An 18,698-nucleotide genomic window follows, 5' to 3' on the forward strand; every position below is an offset into this window, starting at 1 on the left:
ATGGTCATTTAAAAGGAGACAGATTATGAAAAAGAGGTTTTGTTCCATCATGGCCGTTGCAGCCGTGGCCGCATTATCCGCCGTCACCATGAGCGGCTGCGGCAAATCTGCCGAAAAAGCAGGAGGCGCCGGAGAAGTTTACGTTTACAACTGGGGGGAGTATATCGATGAGGATGTCATCGCCCAGTTTAAAGAGGAGACCGGGATTGAGGTCATCTACGATATGTTCGAGACTAATGAAGAGATGTATCCCGTCATTGAAGCCGGCGGCGTGAAATACGACGCAGTCTGCCCATCCGATTATATGATTCAGAAGATGATCGAGAATAACATGCTTGCCGAAATCAATTTTGACAATGTTCCTAACATTAAGGAAATTGATTCCAAGTATATGGATATGTCCAGGAGCTTTGACCCGGACAACAAGTATTCCGTGCCTTACTGCTGGGGTACCGTGGGAATTCTCTATAACACCAGCATGGTGGCTCCGGAGGATGCACCGACGAAGTGGTCCGATCTATGGGATGAGAAATTTAAGGACAATATCCTGATGCAGGACAGCGTCCGCGATGCATTCATGGTGGCTCTAAAATCGCTGGGCTACTCGATGAATACCACCAATGAGGCGGAAATCGCCGAGGCGAGAGACTTACTGATCAAGCAGAAGCCTCTGGTTCAGGCGTATGTGATCGATCAGGTCCGCGACAAAATGATCGGCGGCGAAGCTGCCATGGGCGTCATCTACTCCGGTGAAATGCTTTACATTCAGCAGGAGGTGGCCGATCTCGGACTGGATTACTCGCTGGAATACGTAATCCCCGAGGAGGGAACCAATCTCTGGCTGGATTCCTGGGTAATCCCGGCCAATGCTCCGAATAAGGAAAATGCAGAGAAATGGATCAATTTCCTCTGCCGCCCGGATATCGCCAAGAAGAATTTTGAATACATCACCTACCCGACACCGAACAAGGGCGCCTTTGATCTGCTTGATTCTGATCTTCAGAACAACAAGGCTGTATTCCCGGATACGGATTCTCTGAAAAACTGCGAAGTCTTTCAGTATCTTGGAACCGATGTAGATTCTATTTATAATGAATACTGGAAAGAAGTGAAATCGAATTAGGGCTGCATCGCTTACGCATGACAGTACCCGCCGCAGTCAGGAGGACGTATCGTGGTAAACGCATTAGAAACAATTTTACAGCAGGTGGTCGATATCACCATTCTCCTGTTTGAATTTATGGGAGTTCTGGTGATCATCGCGGCAGGGCTCCGCGGGATTTATGATTACGTGAAAAGGAACCCCTCCATTCGTCTGAATCTGGCCCAGGGCATGGCTCTGGGGCTGGAATTTAAGCTGGGAAGCGAGATCCTGCGTACCGTAGTGGTCCGCCAGCTGTCGGAAGTGGCCGTGGTGGCCGCGATTATCGCCCTAAGGGCGGCGCTGACATTCCTGATCCATTGGGAAATCAAGGTGGAACGGGAATCCGAATAAATATGGAATAGAAAAGAGGAATTTCAGCTCATTTCATTGAGTTGAAATTCCTCTTTTTTTAGTACCGTATATTCTTCTGCCGTATCATATTAAACTTTATAATAGCTGTGTTTATATACTCATTGGCATGAATCAGAGGCCGATCTGATGAACTGTAGTTTATTCCCTTCAAGTATAAAAAAGGTTTGCAGCCCAGCTGGTTCATATCTGCATATTGGTCCAGCCCTTCGATCTCTGTCGTCAGAATGGTATCGATCTCCACTTTGTCCCATTCAATTTTTTCACCGGAAAGATTGTAGATGTATTGAAAAATGGAATTCTCATATTTGCTGAATTCACGAAATGCCTCTTCCCCTCCGATAAGAGATAAACTAAAATAATCACGGCAGAAAGCACATACCGTATCATCGGCCAAAAACATCTTCTCCGCTACTACGAGCTGTTCACCGCTCTCCATCTGCAGCTGCTGACAGATGGCTTCATCCCGGTCGATTTTCTGAATGTTCAGCAGTCTGACAGAAGGTGTATAGCCACTGTTCTCAATCATTTGAGTAAACTCCATACAGGGATTGAATTTAACCTTAATATTGAGAGAATCTACGTTTACAAAGGTACCTTTTCCCTGGCGGCGAAAGATAATGCCCTCTGAGGCCAGGTCATTGAACGCCTGTCGTATGGTGATGCGGCTGACACCGATCATCTCAGCCATCACCTCTTCTCTGGGAAGCTTATTATTACGGGTAAGATCCATGTTCTTGATATATATATATATTTCACGCTTTGCCTGCTCGGAAAGTGTCAGTGTGTTCAGCTTCTGGTACTCCATGTGATAGCCTCCTGCCTTTTTCTATAATCATAGTTGGTAGGAGGCTCTTTGTCAACGTTTCAAGCCCTTGCTTCCATTTAAAAGAAGATTTAGAAGAATGGCGCTGGCACTTACCATAAAAAGGCCATTGCTGCAGATCATGCTGAGCGTGGAGGGGAGACCTGCAAAGATATCTGAGGCGAAGGTGGCACCAACGCCGATGGCAATACTGGTTCCTACAATCGTGAAATTATTGTTTTCAAAGAAATTCAGCTTGGACAGTATGGAAATTCCTGACGAAGTAATGACGCCAAACAAAGCCAGGGTGGCTCCTCCCAGAACTGCCTTCGGAACAACCGTTATCACCGCAGAGACCTTGGGGAATATGCCAAGAAGAAGCATCATCACTCCGGCCGTCGCAATGACCGAGCGGCTTTTTATCTTTGTGAGGTCAATCAGGCTGATATTTTCATTGAACATGGTGGAAGGGACGGAGTTAAAGGCTCCTGTAATAACCTGTGATACTGCCTGCGCCTTGATGCCTTTAATCTTAGTGGCATTGTCTGTATGCGTTCCGGCGATCTCATCCAATACGGAGAAGACGCCAATGCACTGAATCATATTTATGATACAGAAAATGGTCATAATCAATATGGAACCCGCCTCAAACTGCGGTGCACCAAAGTAAAAGGGTGTCACCAGCCGGAATGCACTTGCCTCCTGAATTGGTGTTATATCCACCATTCCCAGGAAAGCCCCGACTACCGTTCCGCCAATAATACCCAGCAGAAGAGACATGGCCCGCCAGATTCCTTTGCCGAACTTCTCCACCAGGATGATAAAGATTAAAACGCCAAATCCCAGCAGAAGATTCTGCACCGATCCATAAGTACTGCTGCCGGTTCCGCCAGCCAGATCCTGGATAGCCGTAGGGGCCAGGCTGACGCCGATCAGTGTAACGAAAGTACCAACGACCACCGGCGGAAACAGCATAAGAATCTTATCCAGGAAAAAGGATAGAAGAAATATCAGGACACCGGATACCATAATGGCTCCGAACAGGGTGGGAAGGCCGTAAGTATTGCCAATCATGATCATGGGAGCCAGAGGTGCAAAGGAGGAGCCCAGAATGATAGGATATCTGGAGCCTATGTATTTGCTCAAACCAAATACCTGGATCAGAATGGCAATTCCACTGGTAAAAAGGTTGGCTGATACCAGAAACGCAGTGGTCCTGGCATCCAGCCCCATGGCGCCGCCCATAATGAGAGGAACCGCTATGGTTCCGGGGCACATGGCTAACACATGCTGAAATCCTACCAGCAGGTTCTTGCCAGGGCTTATTTTCTCTGAAAACATATCCATATTGAGTCCTCCTGCTAGTCCCAATAGCCTTCATGAACTTTGGCTGCATCTACTTCCACTTCCGGAACAGGCCCCACCACCTCAATTGCCTTTTGTCCCCGGGCAAATACTTCACGGCAGGGAAGGTCAAAGGTTGGATTCTGCTCATTGCTGCCAGTCAGCTCCAGCAAACGGCGCTCGGTCATGCCATAAACTACGCGGCCGATATTGGCCCAGTAGATGGCGCCGGCACACATTGCGCATGGTTCCGCTGTGGTATATAAGGTACAGTCCCAGAGAAAATCCTTTGTAAATTCATGGGATGCACGTGCGGCCAGAGTTGTTTCCGCATGACCTGTACAGATTTTGTCTGTGATCTCGATATTCCCCTGCTCCATCACAATGTCTCCGTCCTTGTTCACTAACAGCGCTCCGAAGGGCGTGTTGCCCGCAGCACGGGCCTCCTTGGATATCTCAATTGCACGTCTTAAGTAGTATTCATGGCTCTGGTAACTCATATAAAATCCTCCTGTAAATAGTATTAGGTAATAGGTATTACCTTTTATTTGAACCTATCATAACACGCAAAAGATATGATGTCTATGTGAAGGATATACGATATACAGAGTAATAATTGTACAAATTAGACAAAAATATAGTATGTCTCCTAAAAAAAGAGGAATGCCCGCTCAATCGAATGAGTGGACAATCCTCTTTTTTAATCAGGGTATTATTCACACCCCTGCATTTTCATTATTTTTTCTTTCGGGCCTTTAATTCGCTCTTCAGTGTCATTTTGATTATCCCTGCCTTATACATCACCAGGGCACAGACGACTGTGACACCCATACACAAAAGTACTACGAATCCCTCTTTACCCCCCAACGGGTAAAATGCATTGATGACAAACACCAGAATCAGCGGAAAGATCATGGTGAGTGATTTTCCCTTTGCTTCGTATTCTCCGCAGTCGTCGTTGACAAAGCTTAAGAGAATTCCGCCGAACAGTGCAGGAAGCAGGTACTGAGTCGCCGTCTGAACCGCCGGACTCGTAAGCAGCGGACGGAGCGGTACCAGAAGAATAACTCCCAGCACAATAATCAGTGTGGTAACAATGGAGGAAACCGCAACGCCGATCGTCGCAATCGTGTCTCCCTCATCCGTGCCCTGCGAGGTGTCTGTGAGCACCTGGGCGTTGATGACTACCGGTATCTTTAAGTTCATGACATTACCGGTTAAAAAGGTTAAGTACGCGGAGGAGCCCAGGATCGGCGTGTAGCTCAGTACCTCTGCTATATTTGTGGGCAGAAAGACCGCCAGCAGTCCGCCTCCCACCGCAAATATCTGTCCGATGCTCTCCGGCCATACGCCATAGACCGTGGATATGACCGCAGGAATTCCCAGCATAAATCCGATTGCTATGATGACGCCGATACGCCCGGTCCGGTGGATGCTTGTCTCGTAATTTTTATCCATGATAATACCTTCCTTTCCTTTTCCCCATTAACCAAGTATCCTGACCCACAAAAGGGACGACGCCATGCCCAGCAAAAGCGTATCTGCCATAACGAAATTTCGCAGCCAGAGAATCTTAAATTTCTTAATAACAGCCATATGTATCATGACGATCACGCAGGAGGTGACGACTACCGCCAGATAGACCGGTCCCTTCATGATCTGAATCGGAAGGAATGCTTCGATGATGGCCAGGGACAGTACGCCTGTCAGGAGAGCGCCCATCGCTCCATGTGTGTTTTTCGCCTTCTGAAGACTGGTCTGCACACGTTTTCCAAAGATCAGGACGCCGACAATACCGCCCAGAATACAAATACTCATAACAAACATGACTGTACCAACAATGGAGGCATCTCCCGCCGCGTTAAGCGCAGCGATGGATTCATAGCCGGCTCCCGTGGCTACCATGTCGGCCGCCATCAGTTCATACGTAACGGAGCCCACCACGGATAAGCGGAACCATGACCACGGGACCCCCAGAACAGCCGCAAGACTGAACAGACCGATGACGATGGAAATGGAGGGGACGATGGAATAGATGGCCGATGAGGTAATAGCCGTCTTCAGTTTCTCTTTTGTCAGGCCGATTTCCAGACCGTGACGGTATGCTTTTCTCAGTGTAATTACGCAGAATATCAGGATATATACGATTCCCGCCCCGACTAACGCGTAGAGAAGCGGACTGTTCATTATTTCGTTAAATGTCATGATTCTTTTCTCCTTTTTATATGGTAGGGATCATCACCCGGTCAGGAACTCTCTCCTGGTTAGGAAATCGCTCCTGGCTGGACTCCTTCGGGAATCGGTGAAAGGTATACTCCGCCGGTTTCCTCCTCCAGTTCCTTCTTTGCGGTATCGAGGATCTCCGGATTTCCATAGATCTTCGCACAGGCCAGGGCAATCGCACGCGCTGCCGCCTGGCTGGCCTTATCACCGATGGAGGTTCCTACCTGTGCCGTCATCTGCCACGTATGCGCGCCAGTCTCCGGTATTCCCGCCGCCGCCGTAATCTGAGCGGTCGGCACCTGATAGCTCACGTCTCCCACGTCACTGGAGCCGGTCATAACTTTGTCTCTCATGGCAGGCGTGTAAGGCATAATAAAGGTATTGAGAGGCCGCTGCGCAAATTCTTCCTCGCTGATACCGTTCTGCTTTGCTCCGTTTTTCACCACCCGCGCTCTCTGCTCCTGCGGCATGGCGGCCAGGAAGTCTCTCGCAATGGCGAATTCCTCTTCCCCAAAATCCGGGGCGCCGGTTTCTAAGTAGGCATCGGACAAAAGCCTGGAAAGCGTTGGATTGGGAATTGTGTCGCTTAAGCCGCCCAGGACCTTGATGCTTACCTTCGTCTCTGTCATCAGCGCGGCCCCTTCCGCGATCTTTCTCATGCGCTCCAGGATCTCCCCGCTCTGAACGAGCTTTGGTGCACGGATAAAGTATAGAAGTGAGGCGTGATCCGGTACAATGTTGGGAGCCTGTCCGCCGCAGTCTAAATACGCATAGTGCACGCGGGCGTCGGAAATAATGTGTTCCCGCAGGTAATTCACACCCACATTCATCAGTTCACAGGCATCCAGCGCGCTGCGCCCCAGCTCCGGAGCTGCTCCCGCGTGGGCGGTCGTCCCTTTAAAATCGAACCGGACCTTATAATAGGCTACCGTTCTCACCGACATGGACATGTTGCCGTCCATCGGATGCCAACTGAACGCCGCGTCGATGCCGTCAAAACAGTGCTCCTTTACCATAAATGCCTTGCCGAATCCAGTCTCCTCGGCCGGACATCCGTATATTTCCACGGTTCCCGCCACTCCGCTCCTCTGTAAATACTCCTTCACCGCAATCGCCGCCCCTGCAGCCCCTGCCCCCAGGGCGCTGTGGCCGCATCCATGTCCGTACTTTTTTCCTTCGATGGGACATGGCTTCGCACATCCGGCTTTCTGGCTTAAATCCGGTAAAGCATCATACTCGGCCAAAATTCCGATGACAGGCTTACCGCTTCCGTATCTTCCCACAAATGCGGTAGGGATCTTCGCCACCCCTTCTTCCACCTCAAAGCCTTCCTGCCTTAAAACCGCCTTGATCTTCTCCGCACTCTGATCTTCCTGATAACCAAATTCCGCATAATCCCACACGGCCCGGTTGATTCCGGCAATGATATCTGCCTTTTCTGCCACAATGTCATGAATAAATTGTTTTTCTTCCATTTTCCCTCTCCTTCTGTGCATTTATTATAGTTAATATTATCAGATACTCGGGTTTAGGAGGAAATATGATTCGTTTATGGAGATATATAAACAATCTATATGGTGATATTGAATAATGTTGAAAATCATTGTATTACAGACTGCACATTTATAAAATAAAAACGCCGGCAGACAGTCTCTGCACAGCGTTTTTATAATTAAAAATTGATTCTCTTCTTAAAATACTCCAGATACTCTTTGGCATAATCGCTCAAACCACGATCCATGGGATAAAGGTATCCCAGTTCCAGCTGGCGGTTGTCAAAGGGTATGCTGACTACGTGATGGGCGCGGTTATATTCCTCCGAATGGGGCAGTACGATGCTGAATGCCAGGGAATTGGAGACCAGCGATACCCGGGAGGAGGTGGACTGGACGCAGATCAGCCGGTTCGGATTAACAATATCCTGCCAGGGCATCCAGTTGGCATCTCTCTCATAGATATCCGAAAACGCCACATAGGGATAGTTTTTCAGCTCTTCGATATCAAAATGCGGCTTCTGGAGCAGCGGATGGTTTTCGGCCAGCTGCACATAGAAGCACACATCCTTCAGCTTTACAAATTTCACGTGGAGATCGGAACAGAGCCTTGCAAAGCTGGACGATCCTGTCTCCAGATAGATTACCAGGTCACAGAGATTTCTGTAGAGCGCCTCCACCTGCTTTTCCCCGTCGCCGATATAACAGGAAAAATGAAGATGAGCCATCTCCTGGTAATCGGTGCACAAATCCCAGAATGCCTCGAAGGCAGGCACGTAACGGGGATATACGAGCCGGAACAGACAGTCCTCTTCCGCGCTTATCCCGCTGGTAATCTCCTGAATATCCGACATGATGGAGGTGGCCTTTTTCGCCAGCTTCATCCCGCTGGCCGTCAGCTGCATCCCCATGGGTGTCCGTTCAAATATGGTAATTCCAAGCTCATTTTCCAGGTTCTTAATGGCGTTGCTTAAGTTGGGCTGGGAAAGGTAGAGCGTCTTTGCCGCCTTCGATACGGAACCTGTCCTGCTGATTTCCAATACGTACTGGAGCTGTTGAATCGTCATGAGATGCCTCCTGTTTCCATTATTTTAAAGCAATTCTCACTGTTTTTATCTCAAATGCCTTGAAGTCCAGATTGATGACGCCGTCCCTCACAGCGGCTTCCTCTTCCTTATTCTCCAGCATATCGCACAGCCATGCGGATTTCACCGGAAGATTGATCTTTACAGCGGCCGAATCCATCCGTTTCTTGCATTCATAAAGCCGGAAAACTACATCTCCGCTTCCATCCTCTGCAAGCTTCACGGCCTCGATTACCACGTGGTCTGATCCGGTCTCTGCCAATGAGAAAGTATCTGTTCTTCCGTTTACGACAAGAGGTGCTACATTCATCTCATACCCCTGTCTGACCACATCGCTCTCATGGAAGCTTCCATTCCATGCCGCCGCTCCATACGTAAAGGTATGAATCCGGTTATCCGCCCGCATATCCGGGCAGGCTCCCGCGCGTAGAAGCGTCAGCTCCAGTGCTCCGTCCTCCATGCTGATTCCGTACTTACAGTCATTTAAGACAGCGAAGCCATTGCCGCCGTCACACACGGCGCTGTACCGATGGTTGCACACCTCGAACCGGTCTTTATCATACGCCCTGGACCGGTGCATCGGGCGCTCCACATAGCCAAACTGCATCTCATTGATCCCATACTCTCCATATAAAACAGTAGGGAAACTGACCTTCAACAGCCTGTGCAGTTCACGCCAGTCAACTTCTGTCGCAAATTCTACCCTGCTTTCTCCCACTGCCAGAGTGATATCCTGGCGGAACGAAGAACTGCCAATCTTTCCTGCCGCCCTCAGGACTGCTCTGGCGCCTGCGGCGCAGACAATCTCTACGTGCACATCGAAGGCGCCCTCGATTTCCTGTTCCGCATAATTGGAATCGATATCCCAGGCGTCGAATTTTCTCGGCACGTCTTTAAACAGGCGGAAATGGTTCATCGGTGTCCTGGCAAATTCTCTTCCGCTCTCCTTCAGCACATAGGAGGTGATCTCCGCGTTGGAGGCAAGGGTTACCCGGAGCCGGTCATTTTCCATCACGAAGCCGTCCCCCTGTGGTATGACTACGGCCAGAGTTGGGAATGGGGCTGGAACGGATCCGGTCTCTTTCACCGCCGCGGGTGCTGTCTCTTTCACCGCCCCAGGTATTGTCTCATCGCATTCGCACGGAACAACCGTAACCGCTCCCATCGGCGGAACTGCCACTCTGGCAGTAACTGTTTTTCCATCGGTATACACAGGGATTGTCTCTCCCTCCAGAGTCCTGCACCCTTTTTCATACTCCTCCGGAACATCGATCAGGCAGATGCGCAGGAAGGAAAGGGAGTTAAACACGGTAATTCCATCGCCCTCTTTTATAAGACTTGAAACCGCTTCTCCACAGAGTTTTTCCGCTTCCTCACAGACGCGGCCAAGAGACCGCTCCGCTTCCTCGTATACCCGGTGGATACTGGAGCCGGGGAGAATATCATGGAACTGGTTCAGCAGTGTTTCCTTCCATAAGCGTTCCGTCTGCTCTGCGGGGTACTGGTAAGCGCTGCCCGCGGCATTTTCCGTATTGTTCCCGGAAATGCGCTCTGTGCCGTGCCCTGCTGCCATGGATACGGCGGCGGACGCCCACAGTTCTAAGTCTCTCATGGTGAGTTCTGCTCTCCGGTTCCATTTTTTGATGGCGGCCTGTGAAGTGTAGGTGCCGCGGTGGGCCGTAAAATACAGTTCTCCCACATACGTATTGGCCGGGCCCCCCCGGCTCTCCATGCGTTCAAAGTAATCGACCGGGTTCTCCATCTCGATGCGGACACCGCCCTCTAAATCCTTCTGACGCTCTATGAACTCGATGTGATCTCTGGTCGGACCGCCGCCCCCGTCTCCGTAGCCGTACGGAATCAGGAACGTATCCAGATCCCGCTTCTGAACCCGCTTCTTCCACACGGTGTTCATCTCTTCCGGGGACGTATAATACGTGTAGTTGGTAGGAAGGAAGGCTTCTATCTCGCTTCCGTCCATTCCTCTCCATGAAAAATAGTGGTAGGGGAACTGCTCGCCTTCGTTGTAGGACCAGAAGATCTTCTGCGTGACCAGATAATCGACGCCGCATTTTCTCAGAATCTGAGGAAGCGCCGCAGTGTAGCCAAAGGTATCCGGCAGCCAGAGCATCCTGCTGTCCACGTCAAACATTTCTTTATAGTATGCCTTGCCGTACAGAAGCTGGCGGATCAGCGCCTCACCGCCCGCCATATTCGTATCCGGCTCCACCCACATGGCTCCTTCAGCGATCCATTGGCCGTTTTTCACCGCTTTTCGGATCTCCTCAAACAGCTCCGGGTAGTATTTCCGGCACATCTCATAACACGCCGGCTGGCTCTGGATAAATTTGTAGTCTTTATACTCCTCCATCAGACGCAGCTGTGCCGCAAATGTCCTGGCCGTCTTCCGGTAGGTCTCCGCCATGGGCCACAGCCATGCCAGATCGAGATGGGCGTTTCCAATCGCGGAAAATACCGGCATCGTGGAACCATTGACAGCGGAAAGCACCGGCTCCAGCATGGCGCGGGCTTTCCGGTAATCCCGGCTCCTGGCCTCCTTCTCCTGCTCAAAATCCACAAGCAGTGTGAATTGTTCCAGCGCCTCCGCGACTCTGGCCGCCCGCAGGGAATCCTCATCCAGGGTCTTAAGCAGGCTGGAAAGTGTCTCCACATCCATAAAAAGCTGGTATGCGTCTTCATCCCAGATTCCATAGGTTCCTTCTCCCAGCGTCCTTCTGGCTCCCTCAGCCAGCTCGTCCCTGTAAAGTCCGGGAAGAACCGGACCGGTGGAACAGCCGCTGTCCTGGGCTTCTGCGTAGAAATGGCCGGCGTATGTCTCCATGCAGATCTCAAATACGTCTCCCGGTTTCGCCTCCCGGGTCAGTGTATTATCCACCAGAAAATGGTGGGGCTGTTTCACCCAGTCAGCCCGGTACGTGCCAAACGCCGAGCCATTCACAAACACCGTAGATTCTCCGCCCGGACATAAGTTCAGTACAATTCTCTTTCCGGCAGTTTCTTCCGGCAGCGTGAGTTTTGTGCGGAACCACGCATATTCGTAGGTATCTCCCCAGGTATAGCCGGGTTCCACCCTCTCATACGTTCTTTCGCCGGCTTCCTCAAAGCTCAGCTGCTCCATCGTCTTAAATACTTCCCAGTCAAGCGTACCTGCCGGGGTATAAAAATCTTCCTTCAGGGTCCTGATCCAATGATTGATTCTGTCTCTGTATTCCGAATGCATAATCCCCATTTATTTGTCCTCGCCTAATTATACTCGTTTCTATTTCTGACCGTCTCGCCCGCCGCAATCGCTGTATCGATCACCGCCTGCCTGATCTCTGCACTTCCCTGTATCTGTTCCACCAGAATCTGTGCGGCCATGGCGGACATCCTGCCCTTATAGGAGCTGACAGAGGTCAGGCCCAGGGGCAGCTTTAACCGCGACTCAATATGGTCGAAGCCAATGATGGAACAGTCTTTTGGCACCATTTTGCCGCGTTTTAACAGACAGCACCAGGCCTCCCAGGCCAGCATGTCGCTGAAGGCAAAGATCGCAGTATACTCCTGTCCCTCGTTCTCTAAGTCCGTCAAAACAGCCTCGCATCCGTCGGAAACCACCGGAACCTGGCGGATCAGCCGCTCATTCACGGGAACCCCCGCCTCGCGAAACGCCCGGCAGTAGCCCTCCAGACGCTCCCTGGCGCTGGATATATAGGTGGCCCCATGAAGGAGCAGAATATCCCGGTGGCCGGCCGAGAGTAATTCCTTCGTCGCCTGATACCCGCCCAGTTCATCGTTGCAGACCACGTAGCTGTATGCCTCGTCACGGCGCCCGATCAGCACAAAGGGAACGCCCGACTCTTTTAAATAAGTTAAGTTGTCCGGTGTCTTCTGCGCCGGACAGATGATAATGCCGTCCACATTTTTATTGAGGGCGGACTGAATCGCCGCCAGCTCCAGCTCCTCATTCTCATTGGTGTTAAACAGAATGGAGGTGTATCCGGCTTTCCACGCATGGCCCTCGATCTCCTTCATCATAATGGAAAAATGAGGATTGGAGATGTCTCCTAAAATCACCGCGATGGTATTCGTATATCCCAGACGCAGGGAAGCCGCCAGCGTGTTGCTTACATGTCCCATTTCCTGCGCAGTCTTCTGAATCATCTCTCTTGTCGGGGCTGCGATATCGTCTTTATCCCTCAGCGCCCTAGAAACTGTATTGACGCTGTAACCGGTCTTCGCAGCAATATCCTTTAACGTGACGGCCGGTCTTCTCTTCTTCATCTGCCTTCTCCGCCCTGTTTAAACCCCTGGCTTTTAAAGCGGTATACCGTCTCCGTCACGCACGGCTCATTGGCCTTTATGATGGGAGATGCAAAAGCCGGTTCATTGGCTGCATTGGGAAAATACTGGGTCTCAAGGCAGAATCCACATCTTTTTCCGTACTTCACGCCGCCCTTTCCAGGCTCTTCTTTCAGGAAATTCCCTGCGTACAGCTGGACACCCGGTCTGTCCGTATCCACTTCCATGGTAATCCCACTCTCAGAACAGACAACGACAGCGGCTCTATAAAGACCTGTGGTGGTATCGTCTGAGACGGCATTCTGATTGATTACGAAATTGTGATCATATCCTCCGGTATACTGTAACTGTTGAAAATCTGCATCGATATCGAGGCCAATCGCTTTCCCCTGTCGGAAATCCATGGGTGTCCCCGTCACATCCGCCTTCTCACCGGTGGGAATCGAGGCGGAATCTCTGACCGGCGTATAGGAATCTGCCATCAGAGTCAGCACATGGTTCAAAATCGTGCCGCTGTCGTGGCCGCCTAAATTAAAATAGCTGTGATTCGTCGGGTTAAAGACAGTCTCTGCATCCGACACGCCTTTATAGGTGATGCGTATCTCATTCTCATCGGTCAGCGCATAGGTGACCTCCAGCTTTAAGTTACCCGGGAAGCCCTGGTCACCGTCGGGGCTCTCCAGGACAAACGTAACCTCATTTCTGTCCTCTGCCGTCTCCTTCACGTCCCACATACGGATCTGATATCCGTCAGGGCCGCTGTGAAGATTGTTCTTCCCTTCGTTGGGCGTCATATGATAGACTTTCCCTTCCAGGGTGACCGCAGCGCCTTCCAGCCGGTTACCATTTCTCCCTACTGTTGAGCCGAAATATGTATTCGTATTCTTCCGGTACTCCTCCGGGCTCTCGTATCCCAATACTATGTCGCGCGGATGGCCCTCCTGGTCCGGCACGATAACTCTGGTCAGCACAGCTCCTAAATCCGACATGGTGATCTCCATGCCGTTTCTGTTTTTCAGTGTAAAAAGGCTGACTTCCTGCGCTCCTTTTGCTGCTCCAAATATGGTTCTTTTCATGATGTACTTCCTTTCCATTAACGTTAATGAAAGTATATCTTTTTTTCCACTGTGCGTCAAGCAGAAAGCCGGAAGTACGCTTTAAATTAGAGCGCAGATTGGGAATATTATCTGTTAAAAAACAGGAACTGCAGTTTCCTCTACAAAGCGAAACTGCAGTTCCATATGTCCTTACGCAATCATAATTTTCCCGCCGTCTGAACTGGTACTTTTTAAAATCGTTTGCGATGTACCTTAATTCTGCACTGCTTCCTGAAGAATGCAATGCCATAGAGCAGAACATCGGTGTATCCCTCCTCAGGCAGGCTGGAATCATACTTTTTTTCTTCAATCTGCTGCATTGCTGTGTCACAGGCATTTTCCATGCCTTTATAGGTCTCGGATACTTTCAGTTCCATGATGACTGGCGTTTTTGACACATTGTGGCTGCGTACCAGTATATCCAGACGCCCATTTCCACTCTCACGGTTCGACTTTACCAGATAATCCCTTAGATTATTTAATACACCCATCATGAAGCCATGATAAAAAGCTTCCTGGGTATCCATATAGCTGATGCTCTCCTGAAGCAGGCCGGATAACTCTGCCTGAAACTGATCGGCATCCCCTTCCAGCATGGCCGCATACATTTGCGATAAATCTTTTACTTTTATCTGATCGCGAAACCATTTGGTGATTGTATTATTAAAAATATACTTAACTTCCAGATTTGGAACCGCCATTGTCAGGTATTGGGTTTCATTCTCCATCTTCCTGGATATCTGTTTTAAATACCCCGTAAAAAACAGAAAATTCCATAAGTTATCCTCTGAATCGTATACACTGTCATACGTAATTTCTTCGTGGACAGGTTTTTCTATCGTTCCGCCGGCTAACAGAATCTCCAGTTCTTCCTTTACAGAGATATCCGCCCGTTCTACCAGACTGCGAACATTGCTGTTGGAGCTTGTATTTGCCCAGTAAGGCGTCGGCAGTTCATCGGTAAAAACAGTCAGTGCTTTGATATAGTTTGTCACACTCCATGGATTATAAACTTCTGCATCACCGAACAAGTACCCATCATACCATGATTTAATCAGCTCTCTTTTCATGTCAAGATTATAATACCGCAGCATCCTGTCAACTTCCTGTTGGGTGAAACCAAAGTACTCATCATAAGAGCGGCTTAATATTGAAATAATATCCAGATTATTCAAACCTGTAAATATAGATTCCTTTGTAATCCTCAGACAGCCTGTAACAACAGAAAATTCCAGACAGGGATTCGTCTTAAGCGCAGATTCAAACACCGATCGGATAAATCCTATCATATTATCATAAAATCCTGAAAACCAGGCATTTTCAAGCGGTACATCATACTCATCAATCAGAATGATGACTTTTCTCCCCCAGTGTTGATACAGACACTCGGAAAGAAAGCGAATCGATGTGGCAAAGTCCTGCTGGCTTCCACTCAGATTCATAATATCCTCATATCTTCTTTTCTGCTCTGGTACCTTCAAAGAATCAAGCACAATCCGGTGTCTTAAGTATTCTCTTCCTATCTCCTCCTTCAAACAGCCATAGGCTAATTCCCAATCCGGCTGCTTAGAGGATTTAAGAGACAGACTGATAACCGGATAACTGCTCATCTCCTGCGTATAACGATCTCCCTGCTTCATGATCTGCAGATCCTTGAAAAGGGCCTGATTCGCTTCATTTCCTTCCAGGCTTCCGGTATTCTCAAAAAAGAAGCGGATCATGCTTTGATTTAAGGTCTTGCCAAACCTTCTCGGCCGGGTAAACAAGTTTACCTCCCCCTTTTTATCAAGCAGTTCCTTGATAAAAAGAGTTTTATCTACATAGTAGTAATTATTTCTAATTAACTTTTCAAAATCATCAATTCCTACAGGCAAAGGCTTTTTCTGCATTGAAATCCTCCTTACACACCACATGCGATATAAAAATTATATCCTGTTCCATGTGGAAACACAAGGGCAGAGTCATTATTCCAGCCGAAACGGACAAATTTAATTGCACTCCCCATAAAAAAGGGAAACAGGTATTATCCCCATCATTAAATCGGAGGCTTCACCTCTCTGTCGCACCATAACAGGCCACCGTGTGCCAGTTGGTCTTCTTCCACCTCCAGCATAATGAGTGAAATGCGCTCCTGTGATATTCCAAGCGCTTCCGACGCCGCTTCTGTTACACCTTTAGCAAGTCGCCGTTTTTGCTCTGCTGTTCGTCCCTTAAGCATTTGAATCTGAATTCGCGGCATAATTACGCCTCCCGTTTCTGTTCCATCATTTCTTTAACCCATGCAGGTGTCAAATCCGGCAAATCAGAACCTTCTGTCTTGCATCTCCTGTACTCATTGATAGCGGCCACCCTTTTTTCCTCGTAAGCAACTTTTACTTCTGCCGCCTCTAAAACTTCTTTTATTTTTTCTCTCGGTACAACCACCACTCCGTCATAGTCTCCAACAATTAAATCTCCCGGGTTTACCAGGACAGAGCCACATTCGACCGGGATATTCAATCCTCCTGGTCCTTTTTTTGCCGGACTCGCCGGCTTATAACCTCTGCTGAACATCGGCATTCCGATTTCATCAAGACCTGTCTTGTCACGTATATATCCGTCGACGATAATACCTGACACACCGATTGCCTCTGCCGCGCCGCCCATCAAGTCACCCATATAAGCCCTCTCTTCAAAGGCCTTTCCACTTACAACAATTACGTATCCGGGCCTGCAGTTATAAATTGCAACATGCAGCGGCAGATTGTCACCATCTTTTGTTTCCACAGTACAAGCGGTCCCGACAACACTCATTTTATCTGAAACCGGTTTAATCTGTCCGCTCATACAACGGCCCGCAAGAAGTCCAAGCTTGCTTAGACCATCACAAATATTTGCTGAGCTCAGCTTAGATGCGCGCTCAATAAGATCTTCAGAAATTAATTCCGGTAACTCATAATAATTTTTCATAATTAACATACCCCCTCAGTTTTTGTATTCTTTTGATTTGCTCTTAAAACCGTAACTATTACGATAACGGCAAGCGCCAAACCTGCCGCATTAATCCATAACGGATTTGAAATAATCATACACACACCCGCAACCAGCAAAAGCAGTCTTGTACCTACATTCAAATTATGTACCAGCCATCCCGACACTGCCACTGACAAAATCATGCAGCCTATGACTGCGGTGACTACTGCAATCACAATCATTCCCGGATTTCCCATCAGCAGCAGACTATTATCAAAGGCAAAGATAAATGGAATAATAAATCCGGTTGATGCAAGCTTCAGCGCATCCCAGCCAGTTTCCCATACCCCCGCCCCTGATATTCCGGAAGCAGCAAATACCGACAGTGCAACAGGAGGTGTAATTGTAGAAATCGCGCCGAAATACAGCAAGAACAAATGTGCCGCCATTTTACTCACTCCAAGGTTCAGCAATACAGGAGCAACCAATACCGCCAATACCATATATGCCGCCGATGTCGGAAGTCCCATACCAAGCAGAAGGCTGGCTGCCATGGAAAGCAATAGTGCAAACAATAAATTTCCTCCGGATATCATTTCGATCAGGCTGCTGATCTTAAGTCCAAAACCGGTAAGACTCATGGAGCCCATGATGATACCTGCCAATATACATGCAGCCGCTACCGGGGCGATACTTTTCACCGAATTCTCGCAGGCTCCTAATATATTTCCAACAGTCATATTCCTGCGGTTTTTAATAAAACCAACAATTAATGTTACGATAATACTGTAAAACGCAGATAATTGAACACTCATGCCTGAAATGATAAGTGCCACCAGTACAAACAAAGGAACAATAAACAACCAGCCCTCTTTCAATACCTCGCACGGTTTTTTAATATCCTCAGGATTGCCGGCCGCAATATTATCTCTGCGGGCAATCAAATATACTGACAATGACAATGTCATATAATAAAGAATTGCCGGAACCAACGCCGCCAATGCAATCTTGGCATAGTCGATCCCTGTCATCTCAGCCATCAGAAATGCCACAGCCCCCATAACCGGCGGCATAATCTGGCCGCCAGACGATGCAACTGCCTCTATGGCGCCCGCAGTACTCGGCCGAATGCCAATTTTTTTCATCAGTGGTATGGTAAAGGTACCTGTCGTTACTACATTTGCGGCCCCTGAACCATTGATAGTTCCCATCAGCATACTGGAATAAACCGCAGCCTGTGCCGGGCCTCCCCTCGCCTTACCCACAAACGCAAATGCCAGATCCACGAAAAATGCGCCGGCGCCTGTAAGTTCCAGAATGCTCCCGAACAAAATGAACAGGAATATATACTTCGCACTCACGTACAGGGTCTGTCCAAAGATTCCATCACTGGAGGTATAGATAAAAATCGCAATTCGGTTCACTGTAAACCTGGTTGTCTTCATCAGCCCTGGTACCATATTCCCAAAATAGCAGTACAGAAGAAACGCAACCCCGATTAAAGGGAGAATCTTCCCTACAGCCCGCCGTCCGACTTCCAGCACAAGCAGTACAGCTATTACCGCTACAATGATATCCTCTGTGGTATAAAGTCCTGCCTGCGTGACCAGACGCTCCTGCATGGCAACCTGATGATAACAGGTATAAATCGTCAGCATAATAATAACGGCATCGTACACTGGTCCGATATACTTAAGTTTTGTGGGCTTCCTGAGCACAATATAACTTCCAATAAAGCCCCAGTGAACCGCCGCCAGGACGTAGGAGGTCCAAGTTCCGTAGGAGGCAGAAAACATATGGAACAGGCAAAGTACTACAGACATGCCAAGTGCGATCATATCTACCATCTTCTGGTGTTTTAATTTTTCTGTCATAAACAATTCC

The 18,698-nt window shown here is 48.9% G+C and carries 16 protein-coding genes; 2 read left to right on the plus strand and 14 right to left on the minus strand.

The window, feature by feature from the left end:
* Nucleotides 1–25: 25 nt before the first annotated feature.
* Both H8S75_RS07145 and H8S75_RS07150 read left to right on the plus strand, forming a co-directional pair.
* Nucleotides 26–1,123, plus strand: a complete 1,098-nt coding sequence (locus H8S75_RS07145) for an ABC transporter substrate-binding protein (protein ID WP_187020332.1) — start codon at nt 26–28, stop codon at nt 1,121–1,123.
* Nucleotides 1,124–1,174: 51 nt separating this feature from the next.
* Nucleotides 1,175–1,495: a DUF1622 domain-containing protein gene (locus H8S75_RS07150; protein ID WP_110321793.1), complete on the plus strand. Its 321-nt coding sequence runs from the start codon at nt 1,175–1,177 to the stop codon at nt 1,493–1,495.
* Nucleotides 1,496–1,553: 58 nt separating this feature from the next.
* Here H8S75_RS07150 and H8S75_RS07155 read toward each other — a convergent pair whose 3' ends face one another.
* The 14 genes from H8S75_RS07155 to H8S75_RS07220 form a co-directional block, all read right to left on the minus strand.
* Nucleotides 1,554–2,321, minus strand: a complete 768-nt coding sequence (locus tag H8S75_RS07155) for a GntR family transcriptional regulator (RefSeq protein ID WP_187020333.1) — start codon at nt 2,319–2,321, stop codon at nt 1,554–1,556.
* A 51-nt stretch (nt 2,322–2,372) separates the two neighbouring features.
* The gene (locus tag H8S75_RS07160) at nt 2,373–3,665 is read right to left on the minus strand and encodes a uracil-xanthine permease family protein (RefSeq protein ID WP_187020335.1); all 1,293 of its coding nucleotides are present in this window, start codon (nt 3,663–3,665) and stop codon (nt 2,373–2,375) included.
* 14 nt (nt 3,666–3,679) lie between these two features.
* Nucleotides 3,680–4,162: a nucleoside deaminase gene (locus tag H8S75_RS07165; RefSeq protein WP_187020336.1), complete on the minus strand. Its 483-nt coding sequence runs from the start codon at nt 4,160–4,162 to the stop codon at nt 3,680–3,682.
* Nucleotides 4,163–4,397: 235 nt separating this feature from the next.
* Complete coding sequence (locus H8S75_RS07170) at nt 4,398–5,120, minus strand: hypothetical protein (RefSeq protein WP_187020338.1); 723 nt, start codon at nt 5,118–5,120, stop codon at nt 4,398–4,400.
* A 27-nt stretch (nt 5,121–5,147) separates the two neighbouring features.
* Nucleotides 5,148–5,867 (minus strand): DUF5058 family protein, encoded by a 720-nt coding sequence (locus tag H8S75_RS07175; protein ID WP_002604902.1) that lies wholly within the window; start codon nt 5,865–5,867, stop codon nt 5,148–5,150.
* A 59-nt stretch (nt 5,868–5,926) separates the two neighbouring features.
* The gene (locus tag H8S75_RS07180; protein ID WP_187020340.1) at nt 5,927–7,360 is read right to left on the minus strand and encodes an amidohydrolase; all 1,434 of its coding nucleotides are present in this window, start codon (nt 7,358–7,360) and stop codon (nt 5,927–5,929) included.
* A gap of 197 nt (nt 7,361–7,557) precedes the next feature.
* Nucleotides 7,558–8,445 carry a LysR family transcriptional regulator gene (locus H8S75_RS07185; RefSeq protein WP_187020341.1) on the minus strand — a complete coding sequence of 296 codons (888 nt, stop codon included), beginning with the start codon at nt 8,443–8,445 and terminating at the stop codon, nt 7,558–7,560.
* A 19-nt stretch (nt 8,446–8,464) separates the two neighbouring features.
* The gene (locus H8S75_RS07190) at nt 8,465–11,713 is read right to left on the minus strand and encodes an alpha-mannosidase (RefSeq protein WP_187020343.1); all 3,249 of its coding nucleotides are present in this window, start codon (nt 11,711–11,713) and stop codon (nt 8,465–8,467) included.
* Between the two features lie 14 nt (nt 11,714–11,727).
* Complete coding sequence (locus H8S75_RS07195) at nt 11,728–12,747, minus strand: LacI family DNA-binding transcriptional regulator (RefSeq protein ID WP_187020344.1); 1,020 nt, start codon at nt 12,745–12,747, stop codon at nt 11,728–11,730.
* Entirely contained in the window at nt 12,744–13,841 is a 1,098-nt protein-coding gene (locus H8S75_RS07200; RefSeq protein WP_187020345.1) for an aldose epimerase family protein, read from the minus strand. Before H8S75_RS07200 ends, H8S75_RS07195 begins: the two co-directional genes overlap by 4 nt.
* Before the next feature lie 212 nt (nt 13,842–14,053).
* Nucleotides 14,054–15,751, minus strand: a complete 1,698-nt coding sequence (locus tag H8S75_RS07205; RefSeq protein ID WP_187020347.1) for an AAA family ATPase — start codon at nt 15,749–15,751, stop codon at nt 14,054–14,056.
* A 146-nt stretch (nt 15,752–15,897) separates the two neighbouring features.
* Entirely contained in the window at nt 15,898–16,101 is a 204-nt protein-coding gene (thmT, locus tag H8S75_RS07210) for a 2-hydroxymuconate tautomerase (protein ID WP_006774379.1), read from the minus strand.
* Nucleotides 16,102–16,103: 2 nt separating this feature from the next.
* Entirely contained in the window at nt 16,104–16,811 is a 708-nt protein-coding gene (locus H8S75_RS07215; protein ID WP_187020349.1) for an RraA family protein, read from the minus strand.
* A 2-nt stretch (nt 16,812–16,813) separates the two neighbouring features.
* Nucleotides 16,814–18,688 (minus strand): TRAP transporter permease, encoded by a 1,875-nt coding sequence (locus H8S75_RS07220; RefSeq protein WP_187020351.1) that lies wholly within the window; start codon nt 18,686–18,688, stop codon nt 16,814–16,816.
* Nucleotides 18,689–18,698 lie beyond the last annotated feature (10 nt).

The sequence above is a fragment of the Hungatella hominis genome (assembly GCF_014288005.1).
GTDB lineage: Bacteria > Bacillota > Clostridia > Lachnospirales > Lachnospiraceae > Hungatella > Hungatella effluvii.

What these genes read in the sequence shown, in the direction of transcription:
- H8S75_RS07145 (WP_187020332.1), top strand. Translation starts at nt 26, where the DNA reads ATGAAAAAGAGGTTTTGTTCCATCATGGCCGTTGCAGCCGTGGCCGCA.
- H8S75_RS07155 (WP_187020333.1), bottom strand. Translation starts at nt 2,321, where the DNA reads ATGGAGTACCAGAAGCTGAACACACTGACACTTTCCGAGCAGGCAAAG.
- H8S75_RS07160 (WP_187020335.1), bottom strand. Translation starts at nt 3,665, where the DNA reads ATGGATATGTTTTCAGAGAAAATAAGCCCTGGCAAGAACCTGCTGGTA.
- H8S75_RS07165 (WP_187020336.1), bottom strand. Translation starts at nt 4,162, where the DNA reads ATGAGTTACCAGAGCCATGAATACTACTTAAGACGTGCAATTGAGATA.
- H8S75_RS07170 (WP_187020338.1), bottom strand. Translation starts at nt 5,120, where the DNA reads ATGGATAAAAATTACGAGACAAGCATCCACCGGACCGGGCGTATCGGC.
- H8S75_RS07175 (WP_002604902.1), bottom strand. Translation starts at nt 5,867, where the DNA reads ATGACATTTAACGAAATAATGAACAGTCCGCTTCTCTACGCGTTAGTC.
- H8S75_RS07180 (WP_187020340.1), bottom strand. Translation starts at nt 7,360, where the DNA reads ATGGAAGAAAAACAATTTATTCATGACATTGTGGCAGAAAAGGCAGAT.
- H8S75_RS07185 (WP_187020341.1), bottom strand. Translation starts at nt 8,445, where the DNA reads ATGACGATTCAACAGCTCCAGTACGTATTGGAAATCAGCAGGACAGGT.
- H8S75_RS07190 (WP_187020343.1), bottom strand. Translation starts at nt 11,713, where the DNA reads ATGGGGATTATGCATTCGGAATACAGAGACAGAATCAATCATTGGATC.
- H8S75_RS07195 (WP_187020344.1), bottom strand. Translation starts at nt 12,747, where the DNA reads ATGAAGAAGAGAAGACCGGCCGTCACGTTAAAGGATATTGCTGCGAAG.
- H8S75_RS07200 (WP_187020345.1), bottom strand. Translation starts at nt 13,841, where the DNA reads ATGAAAAGAACCATATTTGGAGCAGCAAAAGGAGCGCAGGAAGTCAGC.
- H8S75_RS07205 (WP_187020347.1), bottom strand. Translation starts at nt 15,751, where the DNA reads ATGCAGAAAAAGCCTTTGCCTGTAGGAATTGATGATTTTGAAAAGTTA.
- thmT (WP_006774379.1), bottom strand. Translation starts at nt 16,101, where the DNA reads ATGCCGCGAATTCAGATTCAAATGCTTAAGGGACGAACAGCAGAGCAA.
- H8S75_RS07215 (WP_187020349.1), bottom strand. Translation starts at nt 16,811, where the DNA reads ATGAAAAATTATTATGAGTTACCGGAATTAATTTCTGAAGATCTTATT.
- H8S75_RS07220 (WP_187020351.1), bottom strand. Translation starts at nt 18,688, where the DNA reads ATGACAGAAAAATTAAAACACCAGAAGATGGTAGATATGATCGCACTT.